Origin of the sequence: Serratia sp. JUb9 (assembly GCF_014298095.1) — a bacterium.
Classification (GTDB): domain Bacteria; phylum Pseudomonadota; class Gammaproteobacteria; order Enterobacterales; family Enterobacteriaceae; genus Serratia_B; species Serratia_B rhizosphaerae.
Map to the genome: position 1 here is coordinate 4,576,406 of NZ_CP060416.1, position 15,128 is coordinate 4,591,533.

The following is a 15,128-nucleotide window of genomic DNA, read 5'->3' on the forward strand; positions in this document are numbered from 1 at the left end:
CCTAAAATTCCCCGTGCAGACAGGGCATCGATGGTGAGCGTCACGGCATATATCATGGTCAGTGCGGGAGCAATATATGCGTCCCAACCAACAGACAATACTGATTCCGGTGAAGCAATCTTATCTTGCGATTGGTCATGGCGCGCTATCGAAATATCATCACACTTAAAACAAATAGGCACTATAGCATTCACCACAATCAGTCAATGAGTAATTAAAAGCAGAAAAATGAAAAGGGAAAAGCAAATGGATAATTACCGTATAAGTCATCGAAGAAATATAACCCCAGATTAAACCACAGGCTAAATTGATTACACTTCAGATATTACCGCTATTTTATCAGGCGTAAAACCAAACCGAATAAAATAAACAGACATACAAGCGTCATGATGAATCTGACTTGTCGACACCCGCCTCTCAGATGCTGTCTGATACCTCTCCGCAAGGTACCAAACATGGGCAATCAACCGCTGCCCCCCAACGAGGAGAGCAGATCATACCCGTTTAACGGTCAAATCAAGCAAATCTATATATAATAAAAATGCTATCGAATAATAATAAATTAATACCTTATGAGTAATTAAACAAAGACAACATTCATTGATCCACAACAAGAATAAAGGCTTTCGATAACAGGCATACTTTACTACCATTAGCCCAGCAGATCTTAAAGACGAATTATTCCCTCGTTCTCTGCAATCAGGCAGAACCATATATCAAAAAACAAATATGGTTTCTGTAAAAAATCAACCACCAAGAATAATATTGGCGTTTTATCTTCGGGCTCGTTATTTAAACACCCATCGATTTAAATGATTTAACGTTTGAATATTACAGGAAATTTTATCACTCAAGGAGATTTATCATGAGAGAACTGTCTGTAAGCGAACAGCAGGAAGTCAGCGGCGGTCTGTTTGGCCTTATCACCGCGCCTATCGGCGGCATTCTCGGCGCCGCGATCGGCTCCATCGTTGATGCCGGCAACCGTCTTTCCGGCCGTGACTCTAACTTCAAAGGGTCAGGCGCGCTGCTGGGCGCCGGCATCGGCGCAGCGGTAGGCTTGTCGCCACTGACCGCCATCCTCGGCATCGGCTCCGGTATTGTCTCCATCGTCCGCAACGGCCTCGGCCTCAAGGCGCAAAAACCGATGTTCTAAGCCCCTTCCGGCAATCGCTGCGGGACAAGACCCGCGGCGATTGCCGTCTGTCCTAAATGCTCGCACATACCATACCTGAAGCCAAAAAGGTCATTACTTTGATCACGTTTTGGCTATAATACCCGGCACTCCATTTCTGGTTTGAAAAAAGGAAACCGACATGAGCTTGAATCAGGTACCTGCGGGTAAAGACCTGCCAGAAGACATCTACGTTGTGATCGAAATCCCGGCCAACGCTGACCCGATCAAATATGAAGTTGACAAAGAAACCGGAGCGCTGTTCGTTGACCGTTTCATGTCCACCGCGATGTTCTATCCGTGCAACTACGGCTACATCAACAACACCCTGTCTCTGGATGGCGACCCGGTTGACGTGCTGGTGCCAACCCCGTACCCGCTGCAGCCAGGCTCAGTGATTCGCTGCCGTCCGGTTGGCGTACTGAAAATGACCGACGAAGCCGGTGAAGACGCCAAACTGCTGGCCGTACCGCACAGCAAGCTGAGCAAAGAGTACGATCACATCAAAGACGTGAACGACCTGCCAGAACTGCTGAAAGCCCAGATCGCTCACTTCTTCGAGCACTACAAAGATCTGGAAAAAGGCAAGTGGGTGAAAGTTGAAGGTTGGGATGACGCCGCTGCCGCTAAAGCAGAGATCGTGGCTTCCTTCGAGCGCGCCGCTAAAAAATAATTTTTTGCGCCGCCGATGAAAAAAAACACCGCTCAATGAGCGGTGTTTTTTATTATGCTTCGTCGTGACGCTTCAGCCAGTCACCGCTTTCAATCAGCGGATACCCCTCTACGCTGTGTCGATACAGGTAGATCCACGCACTACCATAAGGCGTCTGGATCAGTTCGCGCTTATAGTCCTTGGTGTTGCTTTTAAGCTCGTCAAGCTCGGCCAAAATCGATGAGTTAATACGGTACACCTCACAGTGTATCGTGCCCTCTCCAGGGATCGCTGCCGGGTAATGGCCCAGATTATAAATCTGATAGCCGTCGAGCTCATGCTCGCCTAACCATTGGGCGTTGGTCATCCAATGGCTGTTTCCCTGTTTGCGTCGTAAACTGCCGTAGACAATTATTCGCATTGCTAAAACTCAAACTGATAGAGCAAATCTAGCGCCTGGTCGAGACCAGACACCGCTTCAAGATACAACTTAGGCATCAGGCGGTAACGCAACGTCAACGTAGCCAGCGAGTCGAAAATACCCACCCCATATTTTACTTGTAAGCCGGGGAGAACATAACCACTCACGACAACCTGGGAGCTGTCGCCAACGCCGGCGGTATCAAGTGCCAGATTACTAACGCCAAATGCTTCGCCGATTTTACCCACAAGTTGACCACTTTGTGCAACCCCCATGCCAATTAACATCGACGTCATCGCGTTGCCGTCGGCGCCGGAGTTGCTGAGGCCCTGTCCGCGCAGCAGGTAAGACAGCGCCTCTTGCTGCGATTTGGCCGGATCGGAGAACACTTCCAGCTTCGGCGCGTCCGCCAGTCCGGTGACGCGCACCCCGGCGGTCACATCATCCTCGGTGGCCTCCGGGTTACGAATCGCCTCCATATTCAAGTATGGCTGATCCGGCGGGCCTGAGAACAATAATTGTCCCTTACGTACGATAAGATCCTGACCATAGGCGTGGAAACGGCCGGCCGGGATATCAATCTGGCCGTTCAGCCCCAGGCCACGCTTATCCTGCACCACTTTCAGGTCGCCCTTGAGCCGAGCCTTCAGACCGAACGCATCCAGCCGCACATCGTCGCCCACGTGAATCATCAGGTTGCTGTTAATCGCCACCGCGGTGCTCTTCGGCTGGATCGGTTTCAGCTGTTTATCCAGCATCACTTCATCCGACGAGACGCCGACCGCGCTTTCCGGCAACTCCTGCACGGTAATGCGCGCCCATGGGATATCCACATTGCCGTTCAGCGAGAACAGCTGCGGCGTTGCTTCAAACACCAGATCCGGTGACACGTCGATACGCACCATCGGCGGCACCGTCACCCGCAGTTTGTCGCCCTTCGCGGCGATGCGCGCCCGCCAGGCGTTGATATCGCGCCAGTCGGCATCGCCGGTCAGGTTCAGTTGGCCGCGCGTGGTGGTAATGAGGCCATCCAGCGTCGAATTCATGCCGTTGAAGTCAATCGCCAGCCGGCCGTCGGTCATATCGAACGGCATCCAACTGCCGTCAATATCCACCTTGTCCAGCGCCAGACGCCCATATACCAGCGGTTTTTGCGCATTGCCGCCCAGCCGCAGATTGGCGTTCAGCATACCGGCGGCTTTTTCACCCTGCATCAGCGCCGGGTTGATCATCGCCAGAGAAATATTGGCGATATTGACGTTACCGGCGATATTGCGCTGCTTCTGCGGGTCGGTCACCTGGATGTTACCGTCCAGTTGGCCGTTGTTATGCAGCTTAATCAGCCAGTCGGCCTGCGCGCGACCGTTGTTAACACCCGCGTTGAGGTTCAGCGTATCAAAGGCGATCGGCAGCGCGTTGCCCTGCACCTGCTGCACTACTTTCACCCCGTTGCCCACCAGCGATACCTTCGCCTGCGGCAGCGCGGCGCCCTCTTTCCAGCTCACGTCGGCACGGCCGGTAAAGACGCCGTTCAGCGCGGTTTCCGGGCCAAGGAACGGTTTGATCATTTTCAGATCAAAGCGGTTCAGCACCACGCTGGCCTGGCCATTGGCGGCGCTGGCTTCGATGGTTTTCGGCACGCAGACTTCGGCATCCGGGTTCTGCCAGCAGTGCGGGCCGACGCTGATTTTTTGCTGGGTATTCAGATAGTCCAGCGCGATGGCGCGCGTCAGGCGCCATTCGCCTACCGGCGTATCAAAACGGGTATTGTTCAGATTGCCGCGCCAGCGCTGCTGCTGGCGATCGAAGCTGCCCGCCAGCGCCAGCTGGCCGGAGACCGGCTTGCCGTCAACCTTCAACTGCAGCGTGTGCTGCTTTTCCGTGCCCTTAGCGTCAAGCTGCAGCAGGTTCACCTCCAGCGCATCCTGCTTCAGCTGCTCGACCCGCACCGCCAGCTGGCCCTGAATCTGATCGGTGGAGCGCACGTCGCCGTCTACTTTCACCCGTTTGATATGCAGCGCCTGCCATTGCAGGCCGGACGCGGTCAGGTCCGCCAGCAGCTGCGGCGCCTGCAGATTGCCGCGCAGCTTCAGCAAGCCCTTCGCCGTGCCGCCCAGACCCGGCAGCGCGCCGTCCAGCTGCGGCGCGTCGATGTTGGCGTCCAGATTCCAGCTTTTCTCGTCCAACTGCCCTTTCACGTTCAGGCTATTACGCCCCAGCGCCAGGTCGACGCCGGGAATCTTCCACTGGCCGGCGGCGTTGCCGCTCAGCGAGCCGCGAGCCGACACCTTGTTCTGCTTCACGTTGCCGTCCAGCTGCAGCGTCGGCACCTGCAGCTGCCAGCTGCCGCCGTACAGACTGCCGCGGGTGGTGATTTTGCCGTTCAGCTTCGCCGGCCATTCCGGCCACTGTTTGGCGGTATTGATGCCGCTGAGCGTCAACTGCGACGTCCAGCTGATGGCCTTGCTCCAGTCCACCAGCGCGGTCAGGTCGGTATTGCCCTGCAGCGCCGCCAGACGCAGGCGGTTAAGTCTGAACTGCTCGACGTTGCCTTTACCGTCCAACGTCAGCAGCGCCGGCGGCAGATCCTGCCCTTTGATATCGGCGCGCGTCGACAGCGCATAGTCGGTGGCTTTGCCGTTAAGGCGCAGACGTAAGTCATTCACCTGGTACTGAGATACGCCGGTAAGCGGCCACTTCAGCCGTTTGCTCTGCAGCGTCAGCGAGAGCGGTAAACCCGCCTCTGCCAGCTCGGTCTGCAGATCGAGCTGCGCCCCCACCGGTCCGGACAGGTTCAGCGCTACGTTCAACGCTTCACGCAGGCCGCCGCCGAGGGTCAGCTTCACCTTTTCGCCTTTCAGCGGATCGATATTCAGCGTGCTGTTGGCGCTCATCTGCACCGGCCAGTTATCTTTCAGCGTGGCCTGGCCGTGCGCGAACAGCGTGCCCTGCGGCGACCTGACGTCAAAGTTGTCCAGCTGGATATGCTGGTCCTTGGTGCTGGCCTTCAGCAGCAGGCTGGTGATCAGCACGTCGGTATCGCCGGTCAGACGCAGCTGTTCACCGCGGATCTCTTTCACCGTGATATCCAGCGGCAGACGCACTTCCGGCAGATCCGGCAGAAGCGGCTTGGCAAACAGTTCTTTCAACGTCTCGCCCAGCGGTTTCTCTTCCGGCTGCGGCGCCGCTTTCGGCGCATCGCCCGCTTTCTCTCCGGCTTTCTTCACCATATCGACCGCCGGCTGTACTTCTTCCGGTAGCGGATTGGCCGGCGTTTTCGGCAGGGCAATCAACAGCGAAGCGATTTTGGTCGGCTGCAGTTGCAGCGCGCGCTCCTGCCATTCGGCACCGGTGCTGAACTCCCCGAGTGAAATGGCGGTGTCGTCAACGTTGACCTTGACGTTATTCAGCGCCAGTTTGCGCAGGATAATCGGGTAGGGAGTGCTGAGATCGGTGGTTGGTTCGCTGCTCTCCGCCGCCGGCTCGGACGGCGCCATTTCGCTGGTTTTCACCACCACGTCGACGTCATCAGCGGTCAAGGCGTTCACACACAGCGAACTGCGTTTAAAGCATGACAAATCGAGTGACAGATGGAACTGGCCGGCATTCACCGTCACGCCCGGCATCTGGTATTTCACGCCTTTCAGCGTCAGATCGCGCCAGCCGCCGCTGACGCTGGCGATATCCAGCCCCGGCACCCAGCGCGCCGCGCCGTTGAGCACCATATGCAGACCGCTGGTGGTGCCGAGCAGGTAGGCAACGCCTCCCACCAGCAACAGCAGAACGATCAGCGCCCCAAGACAAATCTTTTTCACCAGGCTCATAGTTCAGGCCCCAAACCGATATAGAACTGCATCCCGTGGGTTTCCTTATCCCCGACCGGGGCGGCAATATCCAGTTTCACCGGCCCGACCGGCGATTGCCAGCGCACGCCAACGCCCGCGCCGGTTTTGAAATTGCTCTGTTTGATATCATTCACCGCTTCGCCGGAGTCGACGAACACCGCGCCCCACCACTTGCCGGTCACGTTGTATTGATACTCCAGCGAGCCGGTCAGCATCTTAGAGGCGCCGGTCAGCTTGCCGTCTGCGTCACGCGGCGAGATGTCTTTATATTTGTAGCCGCGGATGCTGCGGTCGCCGCCGGCGAAGAAGCGCAGATCCGGCGGCACCTTATCGAAATCATTGGTTTCAATCCAACCCACCTGACCACGCGCCACAAAGCGGTGTTTATCCGCCAGCGTGCGGATCCAGACGTTCTGCGCCTGCAGCAGCGCAAAATCGACGCCTGAGCCCCAGGTGGTATCGGAAACGTCAATGGAATAGCGCTGGCTGTCGCCCCAGGTCGGCATCAGACCGCCGCGCGAGCGGGTGCGGCTGAGGCTGGCGCCCGGATACAGCAGCACGGTGGTGTTGGTGACATTACCTTGGGTAAAGTGGTCAAAACGACCGGTCATATTGATGGCGTACTGCCAGCCGCTGGATTTATCCCAGTTACGCGATACCACCACCTTGGTGCTGTCTGACTTGGTGTCGTTCAGGTCGCTGCGCTTATAGCCGCCCTGCATCAGGTAATACTCTTCCAGCGGGCTCTTCTGCAGCGGAATTTTATACGTCAGATCCAGCTGCTGCTCCGGCGCCGAAATATAGGCGCTGGTTTCCAGACTGTGGCCGCGATCGTTCAGCCAGGGCTTCTTCCAGGTGCCCTTTATCCGCGGCCCGACGTCGGTGGAATAACCCACGCCGGTTTCCAGCGTATTGCGGCTGCGCGGCGTCACCAGCGCATCCAGCGGCAGGATCTTGCTCTCTTTGGCATCTTCAAAATCAGGCGACACCACCACCGAGTTAAACCAGTTGGTGGCAGACAAACGGCGGTTCAGCTCGGCCAAATCCTGCGAGCTGTAATACTCCCCCTGATGGAAGGGGATCAGGTTTTGCAGATAGTCTTCGCGGATTTGCGAACCTTCGAACTTCACTTTACCAAAGCGGTAGCGCTCGCCGCTGTTAAAGTCGAAATCCCAGTACGCCTTACGCAGCTCTTCCGACACGCCCAGTTGGCTCTTGGTCATCTCGGCGTCAAAGTAGCCTTTGCGCAGCGCCAGACCGCTCAGGGAGCTTTTAAAGCTTTCATAGGTGCCGTGGTTAAGGATCTCGCCGATGGTCGGCCGTCCCTTCTTCACCAGCGCCAGATAGTCTTCATCGGTTTTAGCGCCGCCTTCCAGCGTGATATTGGCGCCGGCAATACGCACCGGCTCGCCGGGCTTAACCTTGGCATGCAGCACCGGACGCGACAGCTTGGGGTTGTCGTCGAGAGTAAATTCAATGGTCGGCTCATAATAGCCCAGCGCGCGCAGCCCCTGACGCACCGCCTGCTCTACCCGCGCACGAAAGCGACCGTCGGCGCTCACCTCTTCGGGGGTGATGGCTGACAGACGAACCCGCACGTTTTTTTCCAACTCTCCGCTCAGCCCTTCGACCTGCAGCCGCAAATTGGCCGACAGCGCCGCAGGCGCGACAAATAGCGCGCATAAAACGCAAAGGACACGGTAACGTGGCACACGTTCTCCTTAATTTATTGTACTTTCCTGTAAAAACCGTCGTTCAGATCGCCAGACCATGCCGCCACGCTATCAAAATGGCGACTCTCCCATGGCCGACTCCCACCGACCTGCGCACAAATTGGCATAAACAGGACGTATTCTTGGCTTTTTGCGCTCAAAAGACTGCGTTAAGCTTACACATAAACGCAACATCGGCCTTATTGTGGGCAAATAAGCGACGAGTTACAACTCGCACAATGCCGTCTGGGGCCAATTCTTATGAAGACAACAGGAGTCAATCGCGGTGCAAAATACAGATAAATCTCGCCTGGTCGACCAGGCCAACGCGCTGCCGGGGCGCACCACGCCGGTGCCGGTCGCCGCGCTCAACATCGTCACTCAGCACTCTATGACAGAGGTGCCGGCCGGTATGGACGTGGCGATTTTCGCCATGGGCTGCTTCTGGGGGGTCGAGCGCCTGTTCTGGCAACAGCCGGGCGTCTACAGCACCGCCGCCGGCTACACCGGCGGCTACACGCCGAATCCGGCCTACCATGAGGTGTGCACCGGCCAGACCGGCCACGCCGAAGCGGTGCGCGTGATCTTCGATCCGAAAGTCATCAGCTATCCGCAGCTGCTGCAGGTGTTCTGGGAAAATCACGATCCGGCCCAAGGCATGCGTCAGGGCGGCGATATCGGTACCCAGTACCGTTCTGCAATCTACTACCTGACGCCGGAGCAGCAGGCCGACGCCGAGCGCAGCCTGGCCAGCTTCCAACAGGCGATGGACACCGCGGGAGACCAGCGCGTCATCACCACCGAAATCGCCCCGGCCGCGCCGTTCTACTACGCCGAAGACGACCACCAGCAATACCTGGAAAAGAATCCGGGCGGCTACTGCGGGCTGGGCGGCATCGGCGTTTGTCTGCCCCCGCAGGCCTAACGCGTTAATTTTTAACCACTGGCGGGCCTTATCGGGCTGCTGCTATACTATCCAGGCCGCCGATACGCGGCCTGCTTTTTGCTTCGGCAAAACGGGCGCTGTCAAACGCGTCCGGCAACTCTTTTTTACAATGTATTGCCCTTCCTCAAGAGCGCCGTCATCCCGTCGGCACGTATGGATAGATTATGTTAAACAGTATTTTACTGATTCTTTTTCTGATCGCAGTGAGCGCCTTCTTCTCTGTATCGGAAATTTCTCTGGCCGCCTCGCGCAAGATTAAACTGAAGCTGATGGCTGACGAAGGTAACGTCAACGCGGCCAAAGTGCTGAAACTGCAAGAAACACCCGGCCTGTTCTTTACCGTGGTGCAAATCGGCCTTAACGCCGTCGCCATTTTGGGCGGTATCGTCGGCGACGCGGCATTCTCCCCGAGCTTTCAGGTGCTGTTCGATCGCTTCCTGTCGCCGGAACTGTCGCAACAGCTCAGCTTTATCTGCTCATTCGTACTGGTCACCAGCCTGTTTATCCTGTTCGCAGATCTCACCCCGAAGCGCATCGGTATGATTGCACCAGAGGCGGTCGCCGTCCGGATCATCAACCCGATGCGTTTCTCGATCATGATTTTCCGTCCGCTGGTCTGGCTGTTCAACGGTATGGCGAACCTGATTTTCCGCCTGTTCAAACTGCCGATGGTGCGTAAAGACGACATCACGTCCGACGATATTTACGCCGTGGTGGAAGCTGGCGCGCTGGCCGGCGTACTGCGCAAGCAGGAGCATGAGCTGATTGAGAACGTGTTCGAGCTGGAATCACGTACCGTACCTTCCTCGATGACCTCCCGTGAAAGCGTGGTCTATTTCGACCTGCGCGAGAGCGAAGAGAGCATTAAAGAGAAAGTCTCCACCCATCCGCACTCTAAATTCCTGGTGTGTGACGGTCATATCGATCAGGTAGTGGGCTATGTGGATTCCAAAGACCTGCTGAACCGCGTACTGGGCAATCAGAGCCTGGTGCTGAGCAGCGGCGTACAGATCCGCTCCGCGCTGATTGTGCCGGATACCCTGACGCTGTCCGAGGCGCTGGAAAGCTTTAAGGCGGCCGGCGAAGACTTCGCGGTGATCCTGAACGAATATGCGCTGGTGGTGGGGATTATCACGCTCAACGACGTGATGACCACCCTGATGGGCGACCTGGTGGGGCAAGGGCAGGAAGAGCAAATCGTCGCACGCGACGAAAACTCCTGGCTGATTGAAGGTGGTACGCCAATCGACGACGTGATGCGCGTGCTGGATATTGACGAGTTCCCGCAGGCGGGCAACTATGAAACCATCGGCGGCTTTATGATGTATATGCTGCGCAAGATCCCGAAACGCACCGACTTCGTCAAATATGCTGGCTACAAGTTTGAAGTGGTCGATATCGACAGCTACAAGATCGACCAGCTGCTGGTCACCAAGCTGAGCGATAAGCCGGCGGCGACGCTGCCGAAAGCGGCGGATGAAAACCTGCCGGCCTGATGCGCTACGGCCATTAAAAACATCAGCGGCCCCGTTTGGGGCCGCGCTTACATCTGTACGCTGTTATCGCGGCAGCCCTCAAGCTACAGCCATAACAACGTTTTAACCCATTTCCGATTGCAAAAGCAGCACTTGCCGATTAACTTCAGACATCACGCTGAGATGACGCTTGTCGCGGACTTTCGGCACCAGGATTCGGCCTTTGTCGAATTCAAATGCACCAACGTCCTTGATATATAAACGTCCGCGGAATAGGGTCTTCACATATTTGGCAATTTTCAAAGGGTTATAACGCTGGAAGATTCTCATTTTGTTCTGTGCTCCTCCGTTGGACCTAGCGTTCATTCGAACCGCTAATCGGGCGGTTTCTTATACAAGAACGCAATTGATTGCAGTGGTGTAGACCTAGTTAAGACCATTTTGTTCACTTTCGCCTGGACGTCTTCACTGGATTTACACTTGTTGACAGATTTGTATATGATTATTTACGGCATATTCAGAATATCCCTTCAAAATAAAGGCGTTAGAGACCGATAGGGAAAACTGAGATCGCGCTAACAGGACAGACCTCCGATCACTGCCTAAGATTTAGGCTGCGGAGACTGTTCGCACTATCCCCCATAACAAGGAGCAAGCATGAAAAAGAGTCGCATGCTAATGATGTCCCTGCTGTTCGCCCCCCTACTGGCCTCAGCGCACAACTTTCAACTGCTGCAGCGCGTAGCGCCGGTCAGCGTCACTGACCGTGGCGAGCTACATTACGCTAACGGCGACTTCAGCTACGAAAAATGGAGCAGTGGCAAGCTCAGCGGAAAAGTGCGGGTAATTCAGCATATTGCCGGCCGCGGTTCCGCCAAAGACATGAACGATCCATTGATTGAAGCCATCAAGGCCGCCAAACTACCACGCGATCGTTACCAAACGACGACAATCATCAATATTGATGACGCCATCGTCGGCACCGGCATGTTTGTGCGCAGCAGTATTGAAGACAACAAAAAAGAGTTCCCGTGGTCGCAGTTTATCGTCGACAACAAGGGCTACGTGAAGAAGGCCTGGGATCTGCAAAGCAACGGCTCGGCCATTATCGTGCTGGACGATCAGGGACGGGTGAAGTTCGCCAAAGACGGCAAGCTGACGGAAGAAGAAGTGCAGCAAGTGATGAACATGCTGCACCAGATGCTGCGCTAACCGATCAGAACAGCGACACGCGGAAGCCGGGGTTGAGGAAAGATTCACGAGGCGAATAAAGCAACGGCTTGCCTTGCCAATCGTGAATCTGCGCCCCGGCAGCGATCGCCACCGCATGCCCTGCTGCGGTATCCCAGATATTGGTCGGCCCAAAGCGCGGATACAGTTGCGCCTTGCCCTCCGCCACCAGACAGAATTTCAGCGACGATCCCACCGAGATGGTTTGGTGCACGCCCAGCTGTTTCAGGTAGTCCTTCAGCTCATCATCGCTGTGCGAACGGCTGACCACCACCAACGGCGGCTGCCCTTCCATCACATGAATAGGCCGGCGCTGCCCTTTTTCTTCTTTCCACGCCTTGCCGCGCTCCGCCAGATACAGCACGTCCAGCGCCGGCGCATACACCACGCCCATCACCGCCTGGCCGTCCTCAATCAACGCGATGTTGACGGTAAATTCACCGTTGCGCTGCAAAAACTCCTTGGTGCCATCAAGCGGGTCCACCAGCCAATAACGCGTCCAGTGCTGGCGCTCTTCCCACGCTGGCGGGTCTTCTTCCGACAGCAGCGGGATATCCGGCGTCAGCGCCGCCAGGCCCGCCTTGATGATGCCATGGGCCGCTAAATCGGCGGCGGTAACCGGTGAATCATCTTTTTTCACCGCGGCCTCAAGCGGCTGTTCGCCGTGATAGACCGCCATAATTGCTGCGCCCGCCTCGCGGGAAAGCTGGCAAATTTGTTCTAACATCATTCACCTCAGATCAAACAATTCCGTGGGAAATCTCCCGCTACCTTTGCTAGCAGACTAGTTTTTTTTGCCGGGAATATCCATCCCGGCGTGGTAACGGCAGGTAATAATTCAAGTTTGCCGGCGCGTAACTGTGAGCTTTCCCGCGGTGCCAACGGGTATTTTCTGCCACACTTCACGTTTTCTGATGGCAAGTAAGCATAATTACATCGTTCTTTGCGGCTTCTCACCAAGAAGGCGCCAAAAACATCATGGTATGGAGAACACCAATAATGATGAAACGTCCGCTGGCATTATCCGCCCTCGCCCTGCTGATTTCCGCCACGGCGCAGGCAGCGACGGTCGACCTGCGCGTGCTGGAAACCACCGACCTGCACGGCAATATGATGGACTTTGATTACTATAAGGATAAGCCCACCGAGAAATTTGGGCTGGTGCGTACCGCCAGCCTGATTCAGCAGGCGCGCCAGCAGGCGGTTAACAGCGTGCTGGTCGACAACGGCGATATTATTCAGGGCAGCCCGATGGCGGACTATATGGCGGCCAAGGGGTTGCGCAAAGGCGACGTACACCCGGTCTACAAGGCGCTGAACCAGCTGGATTATGTGGTAGGCAATATCGGCAACCACGAATTCAATTACGGCCTTGATTATCTGCAAACCGCCCTCGCCGGCGCCAAGTTCCCCTACGTTAACGCCAACGTTATCGACAGCAAAACCCAGAAACCGCTGTTCACTCCGTATATTATCGTCGATACGCCGGTAAAAGACCGCGACGGCCACACGCACACGCTGCGCATCGGCTATATCGGTTTCGTCCCGCCGCAAATTATGGTCTGGGACAAGGCCAACCTGCAGGGTAAGGTCACGGTCAATGATATTACCGCCACCGCCAAACGCTACGTGCCGGAAATGCGTCAGCAAGGGGCCGATCTGGTGATCGCCATTCCCCACTCCGGCCTCTCCAGCGCGCCTTATAAAGCCATGGCGGAAAATTCGGTCTACTACCTCAGCCAGGTGCCGGGCATCGACGCCATTATGTTCGGCCACGCCCACGCAGTCTTTCCCAGTAAGGACTTCGCCGCGATTAAAGGCGCCGATATTGAGCAGGGCCTGCTGAACGGCGTACCGGCAGTGATGCCGGGCCAATGGGGCGATCACCTCGGCGTGGTGGATTTACAGCTCAGTAACGACAGCGGCCGCTGGGCGGTCACCCGTGCCAAGGCCGAGGCGCGGCCGATTTACGACAGCGCCGCCAAACGTTCGCTGGCGGCGGAAGACGCCGGTCTGGTGAAGGTGCTGGCCGACGATCATAAGGGCACCCGCGAGTTCGTCAGCCAGCCGATCGGCAAGTCCGACGGCAATATGTACAGCTATCTGGCTTTGGTGCAGGACGATCCGACGGTGCAGATCGTCAACAACGCGCAGAAAGCCTATGTGGAGCACTACATTCAGGGCGATCCGGATCTGGCGGATCTGCCGGTGCTGTCCGCCGCCGCGCCGTTCAAGGTCGGCGGCCGCAAAAACGATCCGGCCAGCTTTGTGGAAGTGGAAAAGGGACAGCTGACCTTCCGCAACGCGGCCGATCTGTATCTCTACCCCAATACGCTGGTGGTGGTCAAAGCCAGCGGTAAAGAGGTGAAAGAGTGGCTGGAGTGCTCCGCCGGGCAGTTTAACCGCATCGACGTCAACAGCAGTAAGCCGCAGAGCCTGATTAACTGGGACGGCTTCCGCACCTATAACTTCGACGTGATTGACGGCGTCAGCTACCAGGTAGACGTCAGCCAACCGGCGCGCTACGACGGTGAATGTCAGTTAATCAATGATAAAGCGGAACGGATCAAACAGCTGACCTTCAACGGCAAACCGATCGACCCGAACGCCACATTCCTGGTGGCTACCAACAACTACCGCGCCTATGGCGGCAAGTTTGCCGGCACCGGCGACAAACACATCGCCTTCGCCTCGCCGGATGAAAACCGCGCCGTACTGTCGGCCTATATTAGCGCAGAGAGTAAAAAACACGGGGCGGTGCATCCGCAGGCGGACAACAACTGGCGTCTGGCCAACATCGACGCCGCCCAGCCGCTGGATATCCGTTTTGAAACCTCACCAAGCGACAAGGCCGCGGCGTTTATCCGGCAAAACGCCCGTTACCCGCTGAAGCCTGTCGGCAACGACAGCATCGGTTTTGCGATTTATCAGGTCGGCCTGCAAACGCCGCCCGCAGAGGCAGCGCGCTAAATAACAAACAGGGCGCCGTCTGGCGCCCTGTTTCGTCAATCCCGCTTACAGGATTTCCAGCAGTTCAACTTCAAACACTAGCGCGCTGAACGGTGGGATAGCGGCACCGGCACCACGCTCGCCGTAGGCCAGGTTGTGCGGGATATACAGCTGCCACTTGGAGCCAACCGGCATCAGCGTCAGGGCTTCGATCCAGCCTGCAATCACGCCGGTCACCGGGAACTCGGCCGGCTGGCCGCGCTCAACGGAGCTGTCGAACACATCGCCGTTAATCAGACGGCCGGTGTAGTGTACGCGCACGCGGTCCTGACGGGACGGGATTGGGCCGTTGCCCTGCTGCAGCACGGAGAACTGCAGGCCGGATTCGGTCAGCGTCACATCATCACGCTTAGCGTTTTCTTCCAGGAATTTCTGGCCTTCTACCGCCATCGCCTGCTGACGCTCACGACGTACGGCATCCGCACGCTCGTGGATTTCACGCAGCGCGCGATGTACGACGTCAACGGGAACCGCCGGGGCATTCCCTTCCAGCGCGTCACGCAGACCAGCCAGCAGAGCATCCGGTTGTAAACCTTCCAGACCGGATTCCTGCAGTTGCTGGCCGACCTGTAAACCAATCCCGTAGCTTGCTTGCGCTTCAACGCTGTCAAAAGAAGGGGTTGTCATGGGGTTTTCCTTAAGTCTGTAAAAAGTCGAAGGCGCA

The 15,128-nt window shown here is 56.7% G+C and carries 12 protein-coding genes; 6 read left to right on the forward strand and 6 right to left on the reverse strand.

Going from position 1 to position 15,128, the window contains the following annotated elements:
• The first annotated feature begins 865 nt into the window (after positions 1–865).
• Positions 866–1,156 (forward strand): hypothetical protein, encoded by a 291-nt coding sequence (locus tag HF675_RS21620; protein ID WP_105229507.1) that lies wholly within the window; start codon positions 866–868, stop codon positions 1,154–1,156.
• Positions 1,157–1,316: 160 nt separating this feature from the next.
• Complete coding sequence (gene ppa, locus HF675_RS21625; protein ID WP_105229506.1) at positions 1,317–1,847, forward strand: inorganic diphosphatase; 531 nt, start codon at positions 1,317–1,319, stop codon at positions 1,845–1,847.
• A gap of 52 nt (positions 1,848–1,899) precedes the next feature.
• Here ppa and HF675_RS21630 read toward each other — a convergent pair whose 3' ends face one another.
• Genes HF675_RS21630 through HF675_RS21640 form a run of 3 tightly spaced genes read right to left on the reverse strand, consistent with a single transcriptional unit; the run spans position 1,900 to position 7,804 of the window.
• A complete protein-coding gene (locus HF675_RS21630; protein ID WP_105229505.1) occupies positions 1,900–2,247 on the reverse strand; it encodes a gamma-glutamylcyclotransferase in 348 nt (115 codons plus the stop codon).
• 2 nt (positions 2,248–2,249) lie between these two features.
• Entirely contained in the window at positions 2,250–6,071 is a 3,822-nt protein-coding gene (locus HF675_RS21635; RefSeq protein WP_111737860.1) for a translocation/assembly module TamB domain-containing protein, read from the reverse strand.
• Entirely contained in the window at positions 6,068–7,804 is a 1,737-nt protein-coding gene (locus tag HF675_RS21640; protein ID WP_105229503.1) for an autotransporter assembly complex family protein, read from the reverse strand. The genes HF675_RS21635 and HF675_RS21640 overlap by 4 nt, the downstream gene beginning before the upstream one ends.
• A 286-nt stretch (positions 7,805–8,090) precedes the next feature.
• Between HF675_RS21640 and msrA the strand changes: the two genes are divergently transcribed.
• Positions 8,091–8,729 (forward strand): peptide-methionine (S)-S-oxide reductase MsrA, encoded by a 639-nt coding sequence (gene msrA / locus HF675_RS21645; protein ID WP_187043777.1) that lies wholly within the window; start codon positions 8,091–8,093, stop codon positions 8,727–8,729.
• Positions 8,730–8,914: 185 nt separating this feature from the next.
• A complete protein-coding gene (locus HF675_RS21650; RefSeq protein WP_105229501.1) occupies positions 8,915–10,246 on the forward strand; it encodes a hemolysin family protein in 1,332 nt (443 codons plus the stop codon).
• 102 nt (positions 10,247–10,348) lie between these two features.
• On the opposite strand, the gene HF675_RS21655 is transcribed toward HF675_RS21650, so the two are convergent.
• A complete protein-coding gene (locus tag HF675_RS21655; protein ID WP_015670582.1) occupies positions 10,349–10,555 on the reverse strand; it encodes a DUF1107 domain-containing protein in 207 nt (68 codons plus the stop codon).
• A gap of 327 nt (positions 10,556–10,882) precedes the next feature.
• Here HF675_RS21655 and HF675_RS21660 point away from each other — a divergent pair, with 327 nt between their 5' ends.
• Positions 10,883–11,437 carry a YtfJ family protein gene (locus tag HF675_RS21660; RefSeq protein ID WP_105229500.1) on the forward strand — a complete coding sequence of 185 codons (555 nt, stop codon included), beginning with the start codon at positions 10,883–10,885 and terminating at the stop codon, positions 11,435–11,437.
• Positions 11,438–11,441: 4 nt separating this feature from the next.
• Here HF675_RS21660 and cysQ read toward each other — a convergent pair whose 3' ends face one another.
• Positions 11,442–12,182, reverse strand: a complete 741-nt coding sequence (gene cysQ, locus HF675_RS21665) for a 3'(2'),5'-bisphosphate nucleotidase CysQ (protein ID WP_172606356.1) — start codon at positions 12,180–12,182, stop codon at positions 11,442–11,444.
• Positions 12,183–12,454: 272 nt separating this feature from the next.
• Here cysQ and HF675_RS21670 point away from each other — a divergent pair, with 272 nt between their 5' ends.
• A complete protein-coding gene (locus HF675_RS21670) occupies positions 12,455–14,425 on the forward strand; it encodes a bifunctional 2',3'-cyclic-nucleotide 2'-phosphodiesterase/3'-nucleotidase (protein ID WP_105229498.1) in 1,971 nt (656 codons plus the stop codon).
• A gap of 45 nt (positions 14,426–14,470) precedes the next feature.
• Here the strand turns inward: HF675_RS21670 and fklB are convergent, their stop codons facing one another.
• Positions 14,471–15,091 carry an FKBP-type peptidyl-prolyl cis-trans isomerase gene (gene fklB / locus HF675_RS21675; RefSeq protein WP_015670578.1) on the reverse strand — a complete coding sequence of 207 codons (621 nt, stop codon included), beginning with the start codon at positions 15,089–15,091 and terminating at the stop codon, positions 14,471–14,473.
• Positions 15,092–15,128: the final 37 nt, after the last annotated feature.